The organism is Gracilibacillus dipsosauri (assembly GCF_003176895.1).
In the GTDB taxonomy this organism is placed as follows: Bacteria; Bacillota; Bacilli; order Bacillales; family Amphibacillaceae; genus Gracilibacillus; species Gracilibacillus dipsosauri.
On sequence record NZ_QGTD01000018.1, the window covers coordinates 25,275 to 48,529 of the forward strand.

Sequence of the window (23,255 nt, forward strand, 5' to 3'; positions counted from 1 at the left end):
AATAATTATACAAGGGTGACTAAATTGGAAAAAATTTTAGATAGAATTGCTGAAGCTTATAAAGGAAATTTAGGGGAAGATTTCGGTGTTAAAACAAGAAATAGAATTAACTGGATCGTTAATAGAGTAAGCGGAAACAAAGTTTTAGATATCGGAACATCGCAAGGAATAGTACCTATTATTCTTGGACGTGAAGGTAAAAAAGTAGATGCTATCGATATAGAACAAGACTCTATAAATTATGCAAACGAGCAATTAGAAAAAGAACATAATTCTGTAAAGGATCTAATCAATTTTAAAGTGGCTAATTTTATGACAGATGATCAATTAGATAAAGATTATCATACAATCTTGCTCACTGAAGTGCTAGAACATATTGCAGATCCACACAGTTTTATGAACAAAATCTGTAATCATTTATCCACTGACGGCAAACTCATAGTAACCGTACCATTTGGAATAAATGACTTCATAGATCATAAAAGAACGTACTATTTAGTGCAATTAAATAATCATTTGGGTGAATTTTTTTCGATCAATGAAGTTGAATTTCTTGGAAAATGGACAGGGGTTATATGTTCAAAGAAAAACTCGGATATTTCTGAACATCATTCTTTCAGTGAAGAATTAATTACAAAACTTGAAGATGCTTTTTACTTTGTAGAGAGAGAATACATTAACAGAATCAAAAATATGCAAAACCATATAAGTAAGGAAACCTCTCAAAAGAGTCAGCAACAACAAAAAGAATCGGATAATACCATGGAATATTATAAAAAACAGTTACAAGAAGAAAGAATGATAAATGAAGGGTTATTAAAGGTTATTAATAAAGAACTAAAAACACTTGTTACGGCAAATAAGAATGCTGATGCAAGATATTTAAATGATATTAAATTTGAAGAAAAAGAAATAAACGATCCAACAATATATAAATTAATACAAAATACGGAAAGTTTAAGTAAAGAATTGCAGGAAAGTTTGAAAAGAGAAGAGAATATTCTCTCTGATTTGCTGACAGTAACAAATGAAAAAAATAGGCTGAAACAACAAATAAAGAGGCTTGAAAATAGATATTCTGCACTTAGAAATTCAAAATTGGGCAAATTAACAATTAATTATTGGAAGTTTAAGAATAAAAGTAAATAACTGTTTTGCTGGGGAGTAATAAAAATGATGGATAAATTAAAAATTGTAAATCTACAACAAGAAAATATAAAAAGACAGCAGCAGAATAAAGAGATACTGGACTATCTCTCAAGCTTAAAAAAAGAATATAAAAGAGACGATAACAGTATATTAAGGAAAAATTTTAGTAACTACGAGAAATATAAAAAAGGTATAACTGTAATTGTACCTTCTTATCAAGGCCAAAATGTGATAATTAATTGTTTAAAGTCCTTAGAGAATCAAACAATGGATAAAGATTTATTTGATATAATAATTGTACTCAATGGTGAATCTAGTTTAACACTTGAGGTTATCAACCAATTTAAAGAAAATCACGAAATGAATAATATATATGTTTATGAATCATCAATTGCCAACGCTTCCATCGCAAGAAATATTGCACTAGACAATGCAAATAGAGAATTTATTTTGTTCTTAGATGATGACGATTATCTATCTGAAAATTATTTAGAAAAAATGTATCAATATGCAGATTATGATACAGTAGTAATTTCACAAATAGTAGATGTCGATCAAAATAACAATAAAAATTATGATAATCCTATTAACAATCAAATTAAAAGTGTGTTGGAAAAAGAGATAAATGCTTTTTCAGACTTAAATATGGTTCTTACGATAAATGCATGCAAATTAATCCCCACCATTAAATTAAATAATCTTCGATATAATGAAGCTCTAAAAAATGGTGAGGATATAGTTTTTTTTACCGAATTTTTTGTTAAGAACTACATGAATGTTTATGTGATACCTGCTAGAGAGCAAGTATACTATTACAGATTAATAAGAGATAATTCTGTCTCTAGAAAACAAATGAGCTTTGAATTTAATGTAAATGATAGGCTTCGTGTGATTAAGCTTTTAAATGATCTGCTTAGGGAGATGAAATCGTATCAAAATGAAGAGTTCGATTTTATAATAAGTAAGATTAATGCACAATCATCTTTTATTAAAAGTTATTTAGAAATAAATTCAAACGAAAGAAAGAAAGTGTTTGATACTATAAGAGAAAAACAGCTGTCTTACTTCCCTTATCATATTATTAATCGTGGTCAGGCGAATAAATTGATTATTTCTTATTGTTTTCCACCGTATATAGACACTAGTGCAAATGTAATGGCAAAACGCATTAGAAATTCAGGAGAAGTGGTTGATGTTGTTTATAATGAAATGGATAGAGTGAGAGTAAAAGATGACAATACTAATATACTAGTGGAGGATTTGATTGAAGAAAGAATAGAGATATCATCCTACTCTAGTTTTTCCTCATGGAAACCAATAAATGATTTTTGTGAAGAAGGCTTGAGGAAAATTAGCAGTGAAAAACAATATAATGAGGTATATAGTAGAGCTTTATGGCCAGGCTCACACTTTTTAGCATATTTATTTAAAAGGCTTCATCCTAACATTAAATGGATTGCGGAATTCTCTGATCCAATACTATATGATATACATGGTAAAGAAAGATATGCTTCCATTGATTCAAAAAAATTTTTGCGGAATGTGCAAAAAATAACAAAGAAAAGATTTAAATTACCGAAAGTCAAAAATGATAACTTATTTTTCTGGTGTGAATATTTACCATATTTATTTGCAGATGAATTAGTTTTCACCAATGAGAATCAATTAAATTATATGATGGATAAATTTCCTGTAAAAAAAATTAAAAATATTATTTTAGAGAAAGTAAAAATAGATAGACACCCGACATTACCAGAAGATTTTTATACAATGTATAAGAGTAACTATTCATTAGATGAATCGAAAATAAACATTGCATATTTTGGTAATTTTTATAAGACTAGGAATTTGAATGAGTTATTCGAAGGCTTGGACAGGCTTGAGGGCAATGTTCGCAACAACTTTAAACTGCATATATTTACATCTAAACCGGATGAACTACAAGAGAACATTCAAAAATATGATTCTCGCTATAATATAGCTGTGAATAGTTATGTCAATTTTCTCGAATTCTTAAATCTTACAACTAAATTTGACTGTTTAGTTGTTAATGATGCAGTAACGAAAGATGAATTACCTATAAATCCATTCTTACCATCTAAATTAAGTGACTATTTAGGTAGCGATAAAAAAATATGGGCAATTTACGAGAGAGGTAGCGTATTAAGTAGTATGGCTTTACATTATATGTCTGAATTAGGGGATGTCAATCAAGTAGTAAGAGTTTATAAAGAAATGATTACGGATGCTAAGTAAGTGCCAATACTTTCCGCCTATTGAGAAAGCTATAGTTAGGCACGGAGATAACTTTATTATATAAGTCGCAGAAAAATTATAAATGACATTGGAGCAAGGACCTTACTAAAATTCAATCTCCACACATATTGAAAAGAACCGAAGGAAAACTACACCATTTGATTAAATACTAAGTCCCTAGCCTCTTTCTCGTGCTATGGACTTATTTAATGAAAATGTTAAAAACTTATTTCCCTTCAACCCTCAAATACAATAAGTAAGTGACAAATACTATAAATGTGATAAAATAAGATATTGACGGAACTTTTTAGGAATACTTATTTTAGAATCGATTATAGTAGTAATAACTTATAAATGGAAAGTCAGTACATTTTAACCAAGTAGGTGTATAGAATGTTTAATATAACGGAGTTAATTATAGCTTTCTTGATTTCGGCTATTGTAGCATTTGGAATAACTCCACTTATTAGAAGGCTCGCAATAAAAATAAATGCAATAGATGCACCAGAAGGTCGTAAACAACATGAAGGTACTAAGGCAAGAATAGGCGGTCTAGCGATTATACTTGGTGTAGTGGCGGGTTTAATCTATCTTCAGCCTCAGCATCCTCATATGCTGGAAATTATTATTGGTGGGTTAATTATTGCGATAACAGGATTATTGGATGATTTGATTTGTTTAAAGCCTTACCAGAAGCTAATTGGACAGCTTGCTGCGGCAATCGTTGTCGTGTCTTCTGGATTAGTGATAGATAAATTAACGATACCCTTTATGGGAACTGTAGAACTTACGCAATTTGGTTTTATTTTAACGATTTTGTGGATTGTCGGAGTGACGAATGCCATTAACCTTATCGACGGGTTGGATGGTTTAGCGGCAGGTGTATCTGCGATAGGACTAACGAGCATACTTATTATCGCGATTATGGATTATAGTATTATTGTCGTCTATTTAAGTATTATTGTAGTAGGAAGCTGTTTAGGCTTCCTTTATCATAATTTTTATCCCGCAAAAATCTTTATGGGAGATACAGGGGCATTGTTTCTTGGTTACTCGATATCTGTTATCTCGATGCTCGGGCTATTTAAAAATGTTGCCTTGTTCAGTTTTATTATCCCGATTATCATTATAGCGGTTCCGATTTTTGATACGATTTTTGCGATTATTCGAAGGCTCATTAATAAGCAAAGCATCGGACAAGCAGATCGCAAGCACATTCATTATCGTTTAATTGAGATGGGATATAGCCACCAAACAGCGGTGTTAATCATTTATGCTTTTAGCGGATTTTTTGGGGTAATGGCTATTGTATTTAGTAGTGCAACCATGCTTACATCACTTATCATTATTGCTTTGATAACTCTTGGCATACAGATTATCGCTGAACTGTCTGGAATCGTATTAAACGGTCAACAGCCAATACTCAATGGCTTAAGGAAGCTAGCGGGTAAAAAAGAGAATATATAATAGAGAGAGCCAGCAACTAGTAGGTTGCTGGCTCTTCTTGATATCCTGAATTTTCGTTCGGATACTCATTTGTCTGCTGTTCGTTCATATCTGAAGTAGTAGAATCGGTTGTCGTTGGTTCTTCTAGCCCTAAATGGACTCTAAGTTCGTGTTGTACCTCTGCTAAAGATTGTTCATCAATGAAGTAGTAAGAGATTTTACCAAGATAATCACTGGCACCTTCTAGTTTCAATTGATCAATATTAGATGTATCGAAGTTTTTATATTTTTTCAGGAAGTTCAATGCATCACTGAATTTCATATTGGTTTCAATGTTTGTGCCAAGGTCTTCTGCAAGATCATCCACCTTTGTTAAGGTTGATGGAGAAGCTAATTCCTTAATAATCGCTTGGACTACTTCCTTTTGACGTTCATTACGACCGATATCCCCTCGAGGATCCTCGTAACGCATACGTGCATATGCTAAAGCATAGCGACCGTCAAGTTCCATTTCCCCTTCGTAAAATTGTAGCTTTTCTGCTACGCGATCATCACTGTTTTGTTCGAAGTCAAATGGAACATCTACGGTAATACCACCTAAAGTATCGACAATGTTTTTGAACCCTTCAAAGTTGACTGTTGCATAGTAATCAATTGGAATATTTAGAAGGTCCTCCACTGTCTGAATGGTCAATTCCTTTCCACCAAATGCAAAGGAATGATTGATTTTGTCCTGTCCATTTTCAGGTATGTCAACATAACTATCACGAGGGATACTTAAAAGCTTGAGCTTCTCATCCTCGGGATTAAAGGTGGCAACCATCATCGTATCTGATCTGCCGTGTTCTCCACCTGTGGAATAATCCTCTACACCCATTAAAAGAATAGAGATTGGATCCTTACTCACTGTAACAGCTTCCTCTCGAAGCTTTGATTTCTCTCCTCTTTCCAAAGGCTCATAGGTTTTATCAGCTGCCTGATAAGCCTGTGTCAACACATATGCTCCTAAACCGATTCCAACTACAAGGATAGCTAAAATTGTTGTGACTATAAATTTTATTCTCTTTTTTCTTTTCTTTTTAACACGCAATTGCTTGCGTTTCATAAGCAATTCCCCTTAATTAAAATAAAAGTCAAAATTTCACTAACTTTGTCTATTATAAAGAAAGATAGAGTAATTGGCAATGCATGATAAACTATTTTTCTATTAATGTAATTATATTGTAATAATTTACAACATAATTACACACTTCTACTATTGATTATATGCTATAATGCATAATTATGAATAGAAATATCTCAGGAGGATATTCAATTGAACCAAATAGATAAAGAGCGTCAATTGTTGCAAAAAATTATGCAAAAAGCATACGAAAAAGGGACAAACGGTGCTTCATTAGAAGAAGTACTGAACCAATTAAAAGGTGAATTACCTCAATTGATGAACTTGAATAAATAGAAGGAAGGCATCCACTTAGGTGGGTGCTTTTTCATTTTACCGACAAGCATGTGTTCACTATAACGAATATAAACTCACCATAAATGAAGATGATCTAACAATTAATTGGGATGAACTCACAATATGTAGACGTGAAATTACAATAAATTAAGTTGAACTCACTATCGGAAATAGGGACGCACAATAAGCTAAGTTGAATCCACAAATAGAGACGAGAATGTTTGAATATATTGTGGACTTATCTCCCGATAATGTGTCGTGATGGTAGCTATTGTGCCCTGAACACCTCGTAATGTGAGTTCAACCTTAAATATGTGTCGTGGCAATCGCTATTGTGATTTCATCGATTAATTATGTGTGCTCCTTCTCGGTATTGTGTCTTCATCTTCGTGTTTGTAAGTTAGGATAATACACTCTTCCCCGTGTTTCTCCACTACTTTCCAAATTCATATTTTTCAAAATCGCATGTGTGGTAAATCGATTATCGAGCTGAAGCCACCAACGGGCTTCCTTATTTGTGATGCTAGGCTTGAAAAAGGAGAAAAAATCTCTAAAGGCATCATGATGTGCATTCTTACTAATATGGTGACAGCTGTTACAGTACCAGCTGTACCTTTTTCTCTGCATGCCGATTCGAAAACAATTAGGGCAAATTACACCGGGCTGAATATCTTTAGTGTTTACTTCAAAATATTCGCACCAATTATATCTTGGGGGACAGTGGGCATTTGCTAGTGCATGAGCTAATCTTTTCAAATGGGGTATACTTACCTTTGATTTAGGGTCTTCTGTTTGAATAATTTTCATTCGTTTCTTCAAATAAGGAAAATGCATAATTTTTTGATGGATTTGTTCAGGGTTTGATTTAGCTATAACAGTAGATCTTGGATTGGCTAATGCGGCAATTCCGTAGATGGGATAATGATTGATCCCATATTCAGCTATCCACCATCTTAGCTGATCGACTTGTTCTTCTACTTGAGCAATTGGATCATTACCTGACACAAGATTACCAGCATTGTTCTCTAGTCGAAATTGATTGGCAGCTGGATTAAAGATAAAGTAATGTGGCTGACTTTTGACCTCTAGTATAAAAGCACACAGAGGGGTAAGAAGGAGGAAGTCGATTTGAAAAAAAGTGGATCCGTTCGCAGGAAGGCGTAGATCATGAAGGAGGAAGACGTCCTCTTTAAATACACGAGCTCGTTCTAAGTAATAGAGCAACTCTCTTTCAGCTCGGAATCCTTGATTTAGACCTTTTAGCATTGCTTCCAATCTGGGGGGAGGTTGTTTTAGACGATAAATCAGTGCTTCTAACAAGGCTATCGTAATCGGTTTTTCTACATTTTTTATGAACATCATGATCACCCCAAAAAAATTTTTCAAAAAACGATACCTCACACCTCCCAATTCGGATTATAGAAGTGAAGGGAGGTGAGAGCATGGCAGCAACAGAAAGAATAGATTCTAGATTGCAGCTTGTTTTTGAAGATGGCATTGATCCTGTGAGTGGAGAAACCACTTACAAAACGCGTTCCTTCAACAATGTGAAGCTTGACGCTACTGCAGATCAATTGCTAGCAATAACGGAAGCTTTAGTTCCACTTCAGCAGCTTACGTTATTTTCCATCAAACGTAATGACACGGAACTGATTACAGCTGAGTAATCCATTAAAAAAAATAAAGACAGGGAGGTGAAGGCCTTGAAAACAATCGAATTAAAATTTGAAAATGAAGAGGGAAAAACAGTAACCATCTCGCTGGATGCGCCTGTTGAACCAGTTGATCCTGCAGCAGTCAATACAGCAATGGATGCTGTAATTGCACAGAATGCATTTTTCTCCTCTGGCGGAGATTTAGTAGGGAAGAAAAGCGCACGAGTGGTTGAGCGTAATGTAACCGAAATTGAACTCTAAAGAAGGAAAAGGGGAGTCGCTAATAAGGAGGCTCTCCTTTTATGATAGCATGGAAAGGAGCGAATAAAGTGGACCAAACATGGATGTCATTAATCACAGACGTGGGGTTTCCTGTTGCGGTAACATTTTATCTGTTACATCGAATTGAAACAAAGCTGAATACATTAATCGAGTCCATTGTCACATTACCTGAAAAGATGAAATAACGGTGAACCACAGCTAACCACCATGGTTAGCTGTGGTCATTAAAGAAGGTCTGCTTAGACGGTTGGTTCGAAGGTTTGGCAGTCGGTTTCTTTCTCATTCTTCGCCTGCTTTCCAGTATGACTAACGACATAGATCATATTAGCATGACATCTGTTACCTTCTGCCCAGTACTTACAGTTGTTAACCTCGCATTTTACATCTTTCGCCATGACACACACCTCCTACAATATCATTATTCGTTGAGATAAAGGAAAAAATGTGTGGTGATAATTGGTAAAGTGCAGAGCAAATGAAGCGGGACTAATCATCTCGTATCTTATACATTTCACATATTTCTGCAAGTTGAAAATCTTTAACAGCAGACTTTAGATGATCATACGATTTTTTATAGGATCGGTTCTCATAGGAAATACCTGCAAGCATTTTGTGACAATTGTCTATTTCTGGATGATCTGCGCGTAATTCAAAATGTGGTAGTAATTCCTCTTTTATTTTGTTTTCAAACGGTTCATGATGAAACTTATTTAAGATCATGGATTCTAGTGTGAACAGCTTATACTGGAATTTTTGATTGATATCAAGCTTCTGTCCAATCTTGATATAAACCAGGGCTTCTTGCTCACGCTTCAGTTTAGCATAAATATAAGCCATATAATAAGTATAGATAACTTTAAGAGAGTCAACAGATTCCAAACGAATGGCATCTTTCAAATAGGAAATCGCCTTGTTGTGTTCATGTAATCCTGTATAAGCTTTGGCAAGTAAGTATAAAATAGTGGCATGGTAATGTGCGTTTATTTGTTGAGAGGATTGATCTAGGAGGTTATTTAACTTTTTAATCGCTAAAGTGTGGTCATCAGCCTCGACTTCATTGTTGCATATTACCATGCGACAAAGGATAATATTGCGATAATTTGCATCAGCTTCAAATAGTTTGAGGGCAGTTTGAGCATGCTCAGTGGATTTCTTTAGTTCGTGGAGTTGACTGAAAGCAATGGCAAAATATAGGTTGATTTCTGGATCTAGACGAGCTTGATTTGGATGATTTTTCATGGCTAAATCCAAATAATTTAGCCCATTGGCAAAATGGTAAGAATAGATATAGTAAAGCCCAAGAAGCTTATGACATCGAAAGTCCAGTTTTTGGTCAAGTGCTTCTGAAAGCCCGAGAATATTTGGAAGCATACTTGCTGCCTCCCTTAAATTATGTTGTAGTACAAATAGCTGGAATCTAGATAGGTCATATACCACTTTGTCATTAATGTGTGTAGTCACCGGTGCTAGTTGCTTCATTTCTAAAAAAATTTGTTCTGCTTCTGTGAGATTGCCATTCGCTATGGCATAATTCCATGAGGTTAATTGGATAGAGATTCCTTGACTGGAGGTGTGGAGATTTAGGAGTTCTTGAATGTCTAGGATAGTGGCAATTCTGGTACATAACTCTGGTGAAGGCTGGATAATGCCATTCTCTATTTTACTGATAAAGGTATGACAGCAGTCGAGTAATTTTGCTAATGTTACCTGTGTCATTTGTCGTTTTTTGCGATAGGACTTAATTAATTTTCCTGTATCGATATACAACATCCTATAAATACCCTCTTTCTACAATATAATCAATTTTTTCCAATATTTAATTAATTCGCCATAATAGGACTATTTCCTTCTTTTTATTTGAAAAATTTTAATATATAGTAATGACCATTAGACTATTATTTGAGTCCATTTGGCTTATCTGCGGAAGATTGATTCTACAAGAAACCCTAGAATTAGCAAGAGGACGACAATGACAAAATTCCGCAATCCTATTAATGGTACCACATATATCAGAAATGGAATGAATATTAGAAAACCTATTACCATTACAAAAATAAAATAAAAATAAGTCCTCATACAGCTTCCTCCAGTGTAGAAAATTGGGCTTTACTTTAATGTATGAAGGTAGCCTATTTTCGTGTGTAATCCAGATTTTTGAATTCGGTTCATGCTTCTTTTATAATAAAACTCTGAAGGGAGAGATAAAAATGAGTGATGTAAAAATAGATGAAGTACGTAAAGCAGATTACCCAATTGATGAAATGTTCTTAAATCGCTGGTCACCTCGCGCGTTTCAGGAAAAAGAAGTAGATGAGGAGACCTTGATGACCGTTTTAGAGGCAGCAAAATGGGCTCCATCTGGTGCGAATAAGCAGCCTTGGCGCTTCATTCTAGCAAATACAGAAGAGGATCTAGAAATATTTCATTCCTTCATTATGGAAGGGAACTTAGAGTGGGCAAAAAAAGCTCCTGCATATGTATTGATTATTTCCGATTCGAATGAGAGTGTTTCCCATGCGTTCGATGCGGGAACAGCCTGGGGCTATCTAGCATTGCAAGCAATGAAAAGCGGCTTAATTTCACATGCGATGGGTGGCATCCATAAAGACCAGGCACGGGAATTATTAGATATTCCAGACCATTTTGACATTCATGCACTTATAGCGATCGGATATCAGGATGATGTTAGTGTGTTAGAGGAAAGATATCAAGAACGTGAAATACCTTCGGAAAGAAAGCCATTAACAGAAACTGTAATGAAAGGGAAATTTGTGAGAGCCTGATGGAGATCAGGTTCTTTTTTATTCCATCCATTTAAAAACACCCCTCTGATGAGATGTCTCCTCCACAGGAATACCTTCTTTTATACTTTTAATTTCAAATAAATAGTCTTGTTATCCTATAAATAAGCTTCTAATCCTTTGTCACTTTCCTATAATATTTGCGTAAAATCAGTTCAGATATTTAAGCGCTTTATAATAAAAATGATTCGGTTACGAACTGACTATTCTTCATACATTAAGCAGGAACTTTTACTTTTTTTTATTTATGTCTAACTTATATAGACAAATGATGCTGTAACACTATCGTCCTAAAAAAATCCATATAACTTTATTACCAAAATTACCAAATTATATGTAAAAAATGAGAATATCGTGCTATTATGTCAATAATATTTTTGCCTTTTGTGATTATTTGTCACAATTTGAAGGGGGAGATGTAGCATAAAGTTGAAATTTGAGGTTAAGCGTTTACTTATAAATTCATTATAGGGGAGGTATATTCTTTAAGGTAAATTTTAACAATTTTTTAGTAATTCACCTTTAGAGGGGATTAATGTAAGAGTAAAGTCAGTAAATTATGTATTATTATTCAAAAAATAATTTTCTGGAGGTAAGGAAACTGAAAAAGAAAATTCGACTGAATAAGAGAATAAAATTAAAAATACAAAAATCGTTTATTCTATTCATGGCAATGTTAGTGATCTTAAGTGGTGCTTTACCTTATTCAACTCCTCTTATTTTAGCAGAAGGGGAAACTGGTATTCAGGAACCAATTGTGACCAAAGATGTTGATGGGGAAGAGAGTAGAGAGGTTATCAAAGGGGAGGAATACCAATATAATATAAATGTTAAATTGCCAGAGAATCTATCAAATTATGAATCTTTGACGATCTCTGATACGCTCGATACACGAGTAGATGTTCAAGGGACAACTGTCCTTCTCAACGGGCAGGTTATTGATAGCTTTCAAGCAGTGGTAGATGGTCAAAATGTTTCCTTAGCATTGACAGCAGAGCAACTACGTGAGCTTGCGGAAAAGGAAGTGAGACTGCAGATTACATCAACAATAAAAGAAGATGCTACATCTGGAGAAAAAATTGATAATATTGCTCAAGTTGTGATTAATGGTAGTACTCTCTTAAAAACAAATTCTGCTGTTGTCATACCAGTTGATTCGGAGGAAAAGGATGTAATAAAGCCAAATGAATCAAAAGAGGAAGACGGTGAGACTGGAGATGACAATTATCCAGCTAGGGAGACCAGTAGCCAACTCGTTAATGAAAACGATAGTTCCGCTTCTAGTGAAAACTCGGATGTATCAATAGATCAAGTTGAAATATTCGCAGAGTCAATTACCCTTAACGAAGTTGATTCATATGGTAGTGCTAGCGATGGAAAGATATACCAAATAGATGGAAACGATCCAACTGTTGTCAAAGGAACCGTTACAATTACAGGTATAACAAACACATCTCTTAATGGATTAGCTATATCAGAGAATGAAGATTTTTTGTATGCAGCTAGAGCTAATAATCTTTACAGAATTAGTCCTGATGGATCGGCTCAATTTGTGGATACGCTAGCTGGAGGCGCTACAAATGCGGTGATTTACAACGGTAAATACCTCCATTCATATTTAAATGCCGATGACGGGAAATACTACCTAGGTACTTATGATTTAACCACAGGGGAAAAATCATCTAAAGAAATTATTGGTTATGATCCTGGTGATGGTGTAGGAGGGGATCTGGTAGTTGATAGTGATGGTTATTTATGGTTTGCTGCAAATCAAGCTAATGCTCAAGGTACCTATATTGCTCAGATGAACCCGGAAACTGCTGAAGTTATACGTGTTATTCCTATAACACCGACAGATGGTAGACAACTAGAGGGGGGAGTCAGAGGAATCAGCTTCTTACCTAGTGGTGAGATGCTACTTAATTCCGGTCCTACTAATACCCATTTCACATTATTTATACTTGATCCAGAAACTCTTAGTACTACTTACTTGACGACTGTAAATGAGGGTGGTCTATCTGTCGACTTAGCTTCACGAGTTAGTCCAGAATTCGATCCATTTCCACCCGTACTAGAATCAGAGAAGCAAGTAGAAATATTCGAAAAAGCTCTGGGTAATACGGATGTTGAGAATCCAGAAGCTGGAGATACACTTTTATATACGATTCAAACTCGTAACACGGTGGAGGAATACAGTCTAATAAAGGAACTCGTTATTTCCGACACCATACCAGAGGGATTGGAATATGTAGCAGGGACATTATTGGTAGATGGAGAAGCTGTCACAGATGAAGCAGATGAAGATAAAGGACAAGTGGTCAATAATGAAATTATTGGAGAATTTGGTGACGTGCTTGATAACGACTGGCATACTGTTGAGTTTCAAGTAACTGTCCAGTCAGGTCAAGAAGGGAGAACCATTGAAAACATTGCAACGGTAGATGCGTTGAACACGGAACCAGATAATCCACAGGCGGAAGTCGATATCTATCCACGCCTTCCTGTTCCTGATGCATGTGCAGCACCAGTTGCGTTGATTAATGGTAGTTTTGAAGAAGGACCAGAAAGAGGTTCTTATCAAGCTTCAGGAATTTTCTTTTATGAATCCGAAGTTCCTGGCTGGTTTACAACAGATGATTCTCAAGGAGTAAAGCTTATCGAGCAATGGAATTATAAGCTAGGGCTTCCAGCAGGTGTAACTAATTTTTCACCACCAGTCGATGGTGACAGGTGGGCAGAATTAAATGCATTTGATAATGGGTTACTATATCAAGATGTAGAGACGACACCAGGTCAAACCATTTATTGGCGTTTATCTCATATGGGACGTCAAGGTGATGACACGATGCAAGTTCGAATCGGCCCAGCGACAGACAATCCATATGATACAACGGTGCAAACACAGATGACGACAGGAAATACGGCATGGGAAACATATACTGGATCCTATACGGTGCCTGCAGGGCAAACTACGACACGATTTGGATTTGAAGCGGTAAGTACTGGTGGTGGGAGCTTAGGCGCTGGTAACTTCTTGGATGACATTTTTCTAGGGACCGAACCATGTGTCGTGGCAGAAAAATCCGTTTCGCCCGAAGGAGAGGTCTTTGCCGGACAAGAATTAACGTATGAAGTAAATATTAAAAACAACGGTGGAGATATTGCTGCAGACACTACCTTTGAAGATGCGATTCCAGCAGGTACCGAATATGTTCCTGGTTCCTTAAAAATTATCGATGGTCCAGGTACAGGCGACTTAACCGATGAAGCAGGCGATGACGCTGGCCATTTTGATGGGGAAAAAGTCATCGTGGAGTTAGGCAATCTACCGAACACAAATGACTTACCTAATGGTATCACGGTGCAATTTAAAGTGAAAACATTGGACACGGATACAGAGAAACAAGTGACAAATAAAGCACAAATATCCTATGATAATCTGTTAGAAAATACAGAAGAACAAGTGGAAACCAATGAAGTAACAAACACTGTCCTACCAAAAGAGGAAATTGACGCTTGTGCAGCACCAATAGCATTGGTGAATGGTGAATTTGAAAAGCCGGAGGGACCGGGTACCTATGATAACTCGATAGCCGGAGGTGGTTATTACTATGCAGACACTGTCCCAGGGTGGGAAACGACTGATGTCAACCGCACACCAAGAGGAATTATTCAAATAATGGACCCTGCTCGACCGAGTACTATACCTTCAAATACTCCGAATAAGGACAATCTTACGAGTAGATTTGCAGAATTAAATGCTGATACAAATAGTATGTTATATCAAGAATTACCCACCATACCAGGACAGACCATTTATTGGCGTTTAAATCATAGAGGTTACAATGGTGTTGATACGATGAGTGTTAATATTGGATCAGTTACAGCCGATCCATTCAATACCACGCCAGAAATAGAGAGAATTTCAACAGGGACTACATGGGAAACTTATACAGGAACTTATACTGTTCCAGCTGGACAAACAATGACGCGTTTTGGCTTTAAAGCAATTAGTACATCTACCGGAGCATTGGCATTCGGTAATTACCTTGATGACGTCTTCCTAGGAACAGAACCATGTGTCGTGGCAGAAAAATCCGTTAGTCCAGAAGGAGAAGTGCTCGCCGGCGATGAATTAACGTATGAAGTAACCGTTAAGAACAATGGTGGCGACATTGCTGCCAATACAATATTTGAGGATGCGATTCCAGCAGGTACCGAATATGTTCCTGGTTCCTTAAAAATTATCGATGGTCCAGGTACAGGCGACTTAACCGATGAAGCAGGCGATGACGCCGGTCATTTTGACGGAGAAAAAGTCATCGTGGAGTTGGGTGACTTGCCGAATATTAACGAATTACCTGACGGGATCACCGTTCAATTTAAGGTAAAAGCCTTAGTAAATGATGAAATCAATGAAATTGTCAATCAAGCTCAAGTAGGCTATGACAATCTATTAACCAATGAAAGAAAAGAAACAGAGTCGAATGAAGTGAATAATCCACTTACCTATCAGCAACCAGATCTTGAATCGGAGAAAACATCGGAGATCCATGAAAAAGCTGAAGGTAACACGGATGCCGACCATCCAGAGGTAGGCGACATTTTAACGTATAGAATTCAAACCCGTAATACGGTAGAAAATAGTCTCGTAACCAACCTTACGATCAGTGACATCATTCCAGAAGGATTGGAATATGTGGCCGGAACCCTAAATGTAGATGGCGAAGGCGTTACGGATGAAGCAGGAGACGATGCAGGACATAACGTAGATGGCAACATCTTCGGAGAATTTGGAGATGTCACGGATACCGAATGGCATACGTTGACGTTCCAAGTAGTCGTAGGAGAAGGACAAGCAAGTCAAGATATTATCAACATTGCAACCGTGGATGGTGATAATATTGATGATCCGGATAAACCAGAACATGAAGTGAACATTTATCCTCGAGAACCAAACCTGGAATCCGAAAAAAATGCCGTGAACTTAGAAATAGGGAAAGAAAAGCTTGAAGTAGGCGATACCGTCGTTTACACGATTCAAAGTCGCAATACCGTAACCGAAAGTGTAGTCGAAAACTTTGTCATTTCCGATGTATTACCAGAAGGTCTTACGTATGTGGAAGGAAGCATGAAGGTAAGCAATGATGGGGAAGGTACGTTTGAAAATGGAACGATTACGGCAACATTTGGTGACGTTGCGGATACCGAATGGCGTACCGTGAGCTTCTTAGTAACAGTTGATTCCGGTCAATCCGGCAAGACGATTGAAAATACAGCGACAGTAAATGGAGACAATGTAGAGGAGCCAGATGAGCCGAGCACCGACATTACGATCGATCCAAAGACACCAATACTGGAATCAGAAAAAGCAGCTAGTATTGCCGAAAAAGCTGATGGAAACACGGATGCGGAGCACCCAGAAGTAGGTGATACCTTAACGTATACGATCCAAACACGTAATACAGTGGAAGATAGTCTCGTGTCCAACCTTACGATCAGTGACGTCCTTCCAGAAGGTTTGAAATATGTGGAAGGTACGCTAATCGTCGATGGCCAAGCTGTTACCGATACAGAAGGGGACGACGCTGGCCATGTCGTAGACAGAGATATCTTTGGTCAATTTGGCAATGTGACAGATACCGAATGGCACACCCTAACCTTCCAGGTAGTAGTCGGAGCAGGTCAAGCTGGACAGGATATTGAAAACATCGCAACCGTAGATGGAGACAATATTGACGATCCAGATAAGCCAAGGGAAGAAGTGTTAGTTTATCCACGTGAACCAAGATTAGAATCAGAAAAAACATCTAGCATCGTAGAAAAAGGCGAAGGAAATACCGATACAGATAAATACCAAGTTGGGGATACGATTGAATATACCATCCAATCCCGTAACACCGTAAGAGAAAGTGTTGTCGAAAACTTCGTGATTTCCGATCAATTACCAGAAGGGCTTACATTCGTAGAGGAAAGCCTAGAAGTAAGTCATGAAGGAACAGGCAATATCGAAAATGGAACGATTACGGCAAGCTTTGGGGATGTCACCGATACGGAATGGAGAACTATAACGTTCCAAGCAGTTATCGAGTCGGGACAATCCGGCAAGACGATTGAAAATACAGCCACCGTAGATGGCGATAATGTGGATGACCCAGATACTCCAGAAAATGAAATTATCGTGGATCCGAAAGAGCCAGTTCTAGAATCAGAGAAAGCGTCGAGTATTGCCGAAAAAGCCGAAGGAAACACGGATGCGGAGCACCCAGAAGTGGGCGATACCTTAACGTATACGATTCAAACCCGTAATACAATCGAAGATAGTTTGGTGTCCAACCTCACCATCAGCGACGTCCTTCCAGAAGGTTTGGAATATGTGGCAGGTACGCTAACTGTAGATGGACAAGCTGTTACCGATGCTGAAGGGGACGATGCTGGCCATGTTGTAAATAAAGATATCTTTGGTCAATTTGGCAATGTGACAGACACCGAATGGCACACCCTAACCTTCCAAGTAGTTGTAGGAGCAGGTCAAGCTGGACAAGATATTGAAAACATCGCAACGGTAGATGGAGACAATATTGACGATCCAGATAAGCCAAGGGAAGAAGTGTTAGTTTATCCGCGTGAACCAAAATTTGAATCCGAAAAAACTTCTAGCATCGTAGAAAAAGGCGAAGGAAATACAAACACGGAAAAATACCAAGTTGGGGATACGATTGAATATACCATCCAATCCCGTAACACAGTAACAGAAAGTATCGTAGAAAACTTCGTCATTTCTGACGAATTACCAGAAGGACTAACATTCGTAGAGGGAAGCCTAGAAGTAAGTCATGAAGGAACAGGCAATATCGAAAATGAAACGATTACGGCAAGCTTTGGGGATGTTACCGATACAGAATGGCGTACTGTAACGTTCCAAGCAACGATTGATGCTGGCCAATCTGGTAAGACGATTGAAAATACGGCAACAGTAGATGGCGATAATGTGGATGACCCGGATACCCCAGAGAATGAAATTATTGTGGATCCGAAAGAACCGAAGTTAGAATCGGAGAAAGCATCGGAAATCCATGAAAAAGCAGAAGGAAACACAGATGCCGAGCACCCAGAAGTGGGCGACACGTTAACGTATACGATTCAAACACGTAATACAATCGAAGATAGTCTCGTGTCTAACCTTGCGATCAGTGACGTCCTTCCAGAAGGCTTGGAATATGTGGCAGGTACGCTAATCGTCGATGGGGAATCCGTCACGGATGCTGAAGGGGACGACACAGGACATAGTGTAGATGGCAACATTTTCGGAAAATTTGGTGATGTCACGGATACCGAATGGCATACATTAACTTTCCAAGTAGTCGTCGGAGAAGGACAAGCAAGTCAAGATATTACCAACATCGCAACCGTCGATGGAGATAATATCGATGATCCAGACAAACCAGAACATGAAGTGAATATTTACCCAAGAGAACCGAATCTGGAATCCGAAAAAACAGCAGTAAATTTAGAGATAGGCAAAGAAAGATTTGAAGTAGGCGATACCGTCGTTTACACGATTCAAAGTCGCAATACCGTAACAGATAGTGTCGTCGAAAACTTTGTCCTTTCCGATGTATTACCAGAAGGTCTTACGTATGTGGAAGGAAGCATAAAGGTGAGTCATGATGGAGAAGGTATGTTTGAAAATGGAACGATTACGGCAACCTTTGGTGACGTGACGGATACCGAATGGCGCACCGTGAGCTTCCTAGCAACGATTGATTCAGGACTAGTAGGCAACACGATTGAGAATGTGGCGACTGCTGATGGGGATAATGTGGACGATCCTGACAAGCCGAGCACCGACATTACGATCGATCCAAAGGAACCAAAACTCGAATCCACTAAAACATCAAGTATTGCGAAAAAAGCAGATGGAAACACAGATGCCGAGCACCCAGAAGTAGGTGATACCTTAACGTATACGATTCAAACACGCAATACGATCGAAGATAGTCTTGTGTCAAATCTTTCGATCAGCGATGTACTACCAAAGGGATTGGAGTATGTGGCAGGAACGCTAACCGTTGATGGCCAAGCCGTTACCGATACAGAAGGTGACGATGCTGGACATTCTGTTGATGGAGAAATCATAGGTAAGTTTGGTGATGTAACAGATACGGGATGGCATACGTTGACGTTCCAAGTTGTAGTAAAAGAAGGCCAAGCTGGACAGGATATTGAAAACATCGCAACGGTAGATGGCGACAATATTGATGATCCAGATAAGCCAAATGAAGAAGTGTTAGTTTATCCACGTGAACCGAAGCTAGAATCGGAAAAAACTGCTGTGAACTTAGAGGAAGAAAAAGAAGAATTCCAAGTAGGGGACACTGTTGTTTATACGATTCAGGCCCGAAATACAGTAAAAGATAGTATTATAGAAAATCTTGAGATTACCGATGTGTTGCCAGAAGGACTTGTCTATGTAGAAGGAAGCCTTGAAGTGAGTGAAGGCGGAACTGGAGACATAGAAGATGGAACGATTACTGCAGTGTTCGGTGACGTAACAAATACCGAATGGCATACGGTAACATTCCGCGCAAAAATAGAATCTGGTCAATCTGGTAAATCAATTGAGAATGTGGCAACAGTAAATGGTAAAAACATAGATGAACCAGACCAACCAAGTGAAGAAATTACTGTTAATCCACATGCACCAAAATTAGAATCGGAAAAAACTGCTGTGAATCTAGCGGAAGAGAAAGAAGAATTCCAAGTAGGAGACACTGTTGTTTATACGATTCAGGCCCGAAATACAGTAAAAGATAGTATCATAGAAAATCTAGAAATTACAGATGTATTACCAGAAGGACTTGCTTATCTAGAGGGAAGCCTAGAAGTGAGTCATGAAGGAACAGCTGATATCGATGGTGGAACGATTACGGCAAGCTTTGGAGATGTCACGGATACGGAATGGCGTACAGTGACCTTCCATGCAACCATTGAAACAGGCTATGAAGGAACATCGATTGAAAATGTTGCAACTGTAGAAGCGACTAACATCGAGGTTCCAGGGCAACCAACAGAAGAAATTGTGGTCGAGGAAGAAGTGACTTCTCCACCAGATCCTAGTGAAGAAGATCCACAAGAAAAACCTGAAGTTACAGAACCTAAGCAACCTGAGCAATTACAACCAATTGATGATGAAGTAGATAAAGAAGAAGAGCTACCAAATACAGCAACAAACAACATGAATTTAATTCTAGTGGGCTTGTTATTACTTCTTTCTGGTGCAACCATATTGTACCGCAAAAAGAAAAAAGGTAAGTTCGAATAATAGCTACTTTTTGCTAACTATTAAACAAAAGAGCTCTTTCCCTAAATTTCAAGGGAAAGGGTTCTTTGTTTTTTCCTTCTATCTCTTATCTCAATTCTTCTGTGGGGGTTTGGTATTATTCCTATCTGGTACCCCTTCTCTAATTATTAGAGGGAGTTCAGTTTAATATAAATATAGGTCAATTTTGTTATGAAAATTCAAAGAAATAATGATGTTATTAATCTATAAGGTGATTTGTCTATAATAAATACTATTGTTCCGGCAATACAAGAGATATTCGAAATAAGCAACTAAAAGTGAGGTATTCTATTATCAATTTTTAGTTGCTTATTTATTTTATCTTTATTTTTATTTTCGATCAGATTAAATTATAACAAACTTTACAAGATATAATGAGTGTGATAATAATAAAAATACAATCAATCGACAATAAACAAAAGTAATTAATAATAAAAATCAATATATCATAATTTATAAGAATGGAGTGGAAATATGCTAGTACCTAGCCGAAGGAAAAAAATTATCCAGATCTTAAATGAAAGAAAACAATTAATTATTAGTCATATTTCGAAAGAGCTTGGCGTATCAGAGGGCACTTTACGGAATGATTTGAAGATTTTAGAGGAGGAAGGTTTTCTTGTTAAAACACATGGTGGTGCCGTGCTGCCAGCAAGATATGATTCCAGCTTAAAATTTAGTTCTCGATTAGAGCAGAATCAGTCCGAAAAAAATAAACTTAGTAATGCCGCATTGACATTAATTAAAGAGAAGACCTGTATTACGATTGATGCCAGTTCTACCTGTTTAGAATTAGCAAAGAAAGTAGCGGAAACGAGGAACAATTTAACGGTCATTACTAATGGACTAGTCACAGCTCAAATACTAGCAGAGAATCCAAAATTAAGCGTCATAATGGTGGGAGGATTAACGAGACCAGGCAGTACAGAAATAGAAGGTTCTTTGGGCAAGTCTATTCTATCAGAAATCAACTCGGATATATTTTTTACTTCTGCTCATGGTTGTACAGTGGAAAATGGTTTAAATGACTTTAGTATACACGAAGCACAATTGAAAAGGATGATGAGAGAAAGGGCAGATCAATGTATAGCCTTAATAGATCATACGAAGATAAATCGCAAGTCAGTCATTACTTCACTTGAGTTAGGACAAATTGATGTATTCATTACAAATGATAATACGCCAGACGATTTCTTAGCGCGAATGAAGGAGAATTACTCATCGATAAAAATAATAAAAGCAAAATAAGTTATAATGAATCATTAAAATAACATGAATAAATGAAAATAAACGAAATATATTGACATTAAAAGATAATAATGTAAAATAAAACGAAAGAAATAATAAAAACAAGTAAGGAGGCATGAAGGCAATCACCGATCAGTCAAAAGGAATTAGGTAATAAAACAAGGCTATTGTTGGGAGGAAATTTAAAATGAAAAAAACGCTATTTGCTTTAGTAGGTTTATTACTTTTAATGTTATTATTTGCATGCTCGAATGAAAGCGCTACAAAAGATGGTGGTGAAGATAGTGGGGCAGAATCAGCAAATAGAGAACCGTTTGATGAATTTGATTGGAAGCGCTTTGATGGTGAAGAAATTGAAGTTATGTTGAACCAGCATCCATATGCAGATGCGATGATTGAAAGAATCCCAGAATTTGAAGAGAAAACAGGAATTACTGTCAACCATTCTTTAACCCCGGAGGAGAATTATTTCGACAAGCTTACGACATCATTAAATGCACAGAACGGAAACCCTGATGTTTTTATGACGGGTGCATATCAGGTATGGGAATATGCAACTGCTGAGTATATCCAAGAATTAGATTCCTTTATCGAGGATGAAACTAGAACTTCTCCAGAGTATGATGTAGATGATTTCTATGAAGGCATTCTAGGTGCAGGACGTTGGGATGGTGTACCAGGACATCCTGTAGGGGAAGGAGATCTCTATACAGTCCCATTAGCATATGAATTTAATTTATTACATTATAATAAACGGGCGTTAGAATCGATTGGATTAGAGGCACCACCTCAAACTATGGAAGAAGTAATAGAAGTAGGTGCTCAATTAGAGGGATGGAATGGGGAAGGTAGCTATGGTGTTGGTACTCGTGGAACTAGATCATGGGCAACCATCCACCCAGGATACATGACTTCATTCACCAACCATGGAGCCGTAGATTTTACAGTAGAAGACGGTTCTTTAGTCCCTCACCTTAATAGTGAAGAATCGATTGAGATTACTAATATGTTTGCAGAGTTAGTTAATGAAGCAGGACCTTCTGACTGGTCAAGTTATACATGGTATCAAGTCTCTAATGACTTAGCACAAGGTAAAGCAGCGATGACATATGACGCAAGTAACTGGGCGATCTTCCATAACGTACCAGGTGAAGCGCCTGAAGCTGGCAATATTGGTGTGACAACACCACCTAGAACGAAAGAAGGAGATCTTGGTACGAATATGTGGGTCTGGTCTATAGCCATGAATAAATCATCAGAGAAAAAAGACGCTGCATGGCTCTTCATGCAATACTTTACTGGTAAAGAGCATATGCAATGGGGTGCCATTGAAGCAAATGTGGTAGACCCTGTACGAAAATCTGTCTTTGAAAGTGAAGAATACCAACAAAGAATTGGTGACATTGAAGGTTATGTAGAGACATTTAATGAACTAATTGACGAATCAACCATTAAGTTTACACCTCAGCCAGAATTTTTTAATACGACAACAGAATGGGCTGCGGCATTACAAGATATTGTGAATGGAGCAGATGCGGAGGAACGCATGAACCAATTAAATGATGATATTGAAAAGAGAGTTTCTAGAATAAGGGCGGAATAAGCAATTACATAGG

15 protein-coding genes are annotated in these 23,255 nt (G+C 37.2%); 11 read left to right on the top strand and 4 right to left on the bottom strand.

Annotated elements, in window-relative coordinates; genetic code table 11:
* Window positions 1-24: 24 nt before the first annotated feature.
* The 3 genes from DLJ74_RS16290 (at window position 25) to DLJ74_RS16300 (ending at window position 4,872) form a co-directional block, all read left to right on the top strand.
* Window positions 25-1,149 (top strand): class I SAM-dependent methyltransferase, encoded by a 1,125-nt coding sequence (locus tag DLJ74_RS16290; RefSeq protein WP_181397621.1) that lies wholly within the window; start codon window positions 25-27, stop codon window positions 1,147-1,149.
* Window positions 1,150-1,173: 24 nt separating this feature from the next.
* Complete coding sequence (locus DLJ74_RS16295) at window positions 1,174-3,405, top strand: glycosyltransferase (protein WP_109985243.1); 2,232 nt, start codon at window positions 1,174-1,176, stop codon at window positions 3,403-3,405.
* Between the two features lie 393 nt (window positions 3,406-3,798).
* Complete coding sequence (locus tag DLJ74_RS16300; protein WP_109985244.1) at window positions 3,799-4,872, top strand: glycosyltransferase family 4 protein; 1,074 nt, start codon at window positions 3,799-3,801, stop codon at window positions 4,870-4,872.
* A 16-nt stretch (window positions 4,873-4,888) separates the two neighbouring features.
* Here the strand turns inward: DLJ74_RS16300 and DLJ74_RS16305 are convergent, their stop codons facing one another.
* A complete protein-coding gene (locus DLJ74_RS16305; RefSeq protein ID WP_109985245.1) occupies window positions 4,889-5,956 on the bottom strand; it encodes an LCP family protein in 1,068 nt (355 codons plus the stop codon).
* Window positions 5,957-6,166: 210 nt separating this feature from the next.
* Here DLJ74_RS16305 and DLJ74_RS20525 point away from each other — a divergent pair, with 210 nt between their 5' ends.
* Window positions 6,167-6,310 carry a hypothetical protein gene (locus tag DLJ74_RS20525; protein ID WP_181397623.1) on the top strand — a complete coding sequence of 48 codons (144 nt, stop codon included), beginning with the start codon at window positions 6,167-6,169 and terminating at the stop codon, window positions 6,308-6,310.
* 381 nt (window positions 6,311-6,691) lie between these two features.
* Here DLJ74_RS20525 and DLJ74_RS16310 read toward each other — a convergent pair whose 3' ends face one another.
* Complete coding sequence (locus tag DLJ74_RS16310) at window positions 6,692-7,696, bottom strand: nuclease-related domain-containing protein (protein ID WP_109985246.1); 1,005 nt, start codon at window positions 7,694-7,696, stop codon at window positions 6,692-6,694.
* 56 nt (window positions 7,697-7,752) lie between these two features.
* On the opposite strand from DLJ74_RS16310, the gene DLJ74_RS16315 reads away from it, so the two are divergent.
* The 3 genes from DLJ74_RS16315 to DLJ74_RS16325 are packed head-to-tail and all read left to right on the top strand — an operon-like array spanning window position 7,753 to window position 8,432.
* Complete coding sequence (locus DLJ74_RS16315; protein ID WP_054787655.1) at window positions 7,753-7,977, top strand: DUF1659 domain-containing protein; 225 nt, start codon at window positions 7,753-7,755, stop codon at window positions 7,975-7,977.
* A 36-nt stretch (window positions 7,978-8,013) separates the two neighbouring features.
* Entirely contained in the window at window positions 8,014-8,226 is a 213-nt protein-coding gene (locus DLJ74_RS16320) for a DUF2922 domain-containing protein (RefSeq protein WP_054787656.1), read from the top strand.
* 41 nt (window positions 8,227-8,267) lie between these two features.
* Entirely contained in the window at window positions 8,268-8,432 is a 165-nt protein-coding gene (locus DLJ74_RS16325) for a YvrJ family protein (RefSeq protein ID WP_054787657.1), read from the top strand.
* 54 nt (window positions 8,433-8,486) lie between these two features.
* On the opposite strand, the gene DLJ74_RS16330 is transcribed toward DLJ74_RS16325, so the two are convergent.
* Both DLJ74_RS16330 and DLJ74_RS16335 read right to left on the bottom strand, forming a co-directional pair.
* The gene (locus DLJ74_RS16330) at window positions 8,487-8,642 is read right to left on the bottom strand and encodes a DUF1540 domain-containing protein (protein ID WP_109985247.1); all 156 of its coding nucleotides are present in this window, start codon (window positions 8,640-8,642) and stop codon (window positions 8,487-8,489) included.
* A 91-nt stretch (window positions 8,643-8,733) separates the two neighbouring features.
* The gene (locus tag DLJ74_RS16335) at window positions 8,734-10,017 is read right to left on the bottom strand and encodes a helix-turn-helix domain-containing protein (RefSeq protein WP_109985248.1); all 1,284 of its coding nucleotides are present in this window, start codon (window positions 10,015-10,017) and stop codon (window positions 8,734-8,736) included.
* 437 nt (window positions 10,018-10,454) lie between these two features.
* Here DLJ74_RS16335 and DLJ74_RS16340 point away from each other — a divergent pair, with 437 nt between their 5' ends.
* The 4 genes from DLJ74_RS16340 (at window position 10,455) to DLJ74_RS16355 (ending at window position 23,242) form a co-directional block, all read left to right on the top strand.
* Window positions 10,455-11,030 carry a nitroreductase family protein gene (locus DLJ74_RS16340; protein WP_109985249.1) on the top strand — a complete coding sequence of 192 codons (576 nt, stop codon included), beginning with the start codon at window positions 10,455-10,457 and terminating at the stop codon, window positions 11,028-11,030.
* 685 nt (window positions 11,031-11,715) lie between these two features.
* Window positions 11,716-20,373, top strand: coding sequence for an isopeptide-forming domain-containing fimbrial protein (locus DLJ74_RS16345; protein WP_181397625.1), 8,658 nt, complete (start codon window positions 11,716-11,718; stop codon window positions 20,371-20,373).
* Between the two features lie 492 nt (window positions 20,374-20,865).
* A complete protein-coding gene (locus DLJ74_RS16350; protein ID WP_054860217.1) occupies window positions 20,866-21,639 on the top strand; it encodes a DeoR/GlpR family DNA-binding transcription regulator in 774 nt (257 codons plus the stop codon).
* Between the two features lie 187 nt (window positions 21,640-21,826).
* On the top strand, window positions 21,827-23,242 hold the full coding sequence (locus tag DLJ74_RS16355) for an ABC transporter substrate-binding protein (protein WP_109985251.1): 1,416 nt from the start codon (window positions 21,827-21,829) through the stop codon (window positions 23,240-23,242).
* Window positions 23,243-23,255 lie beyond the last annotated feature (13 nt).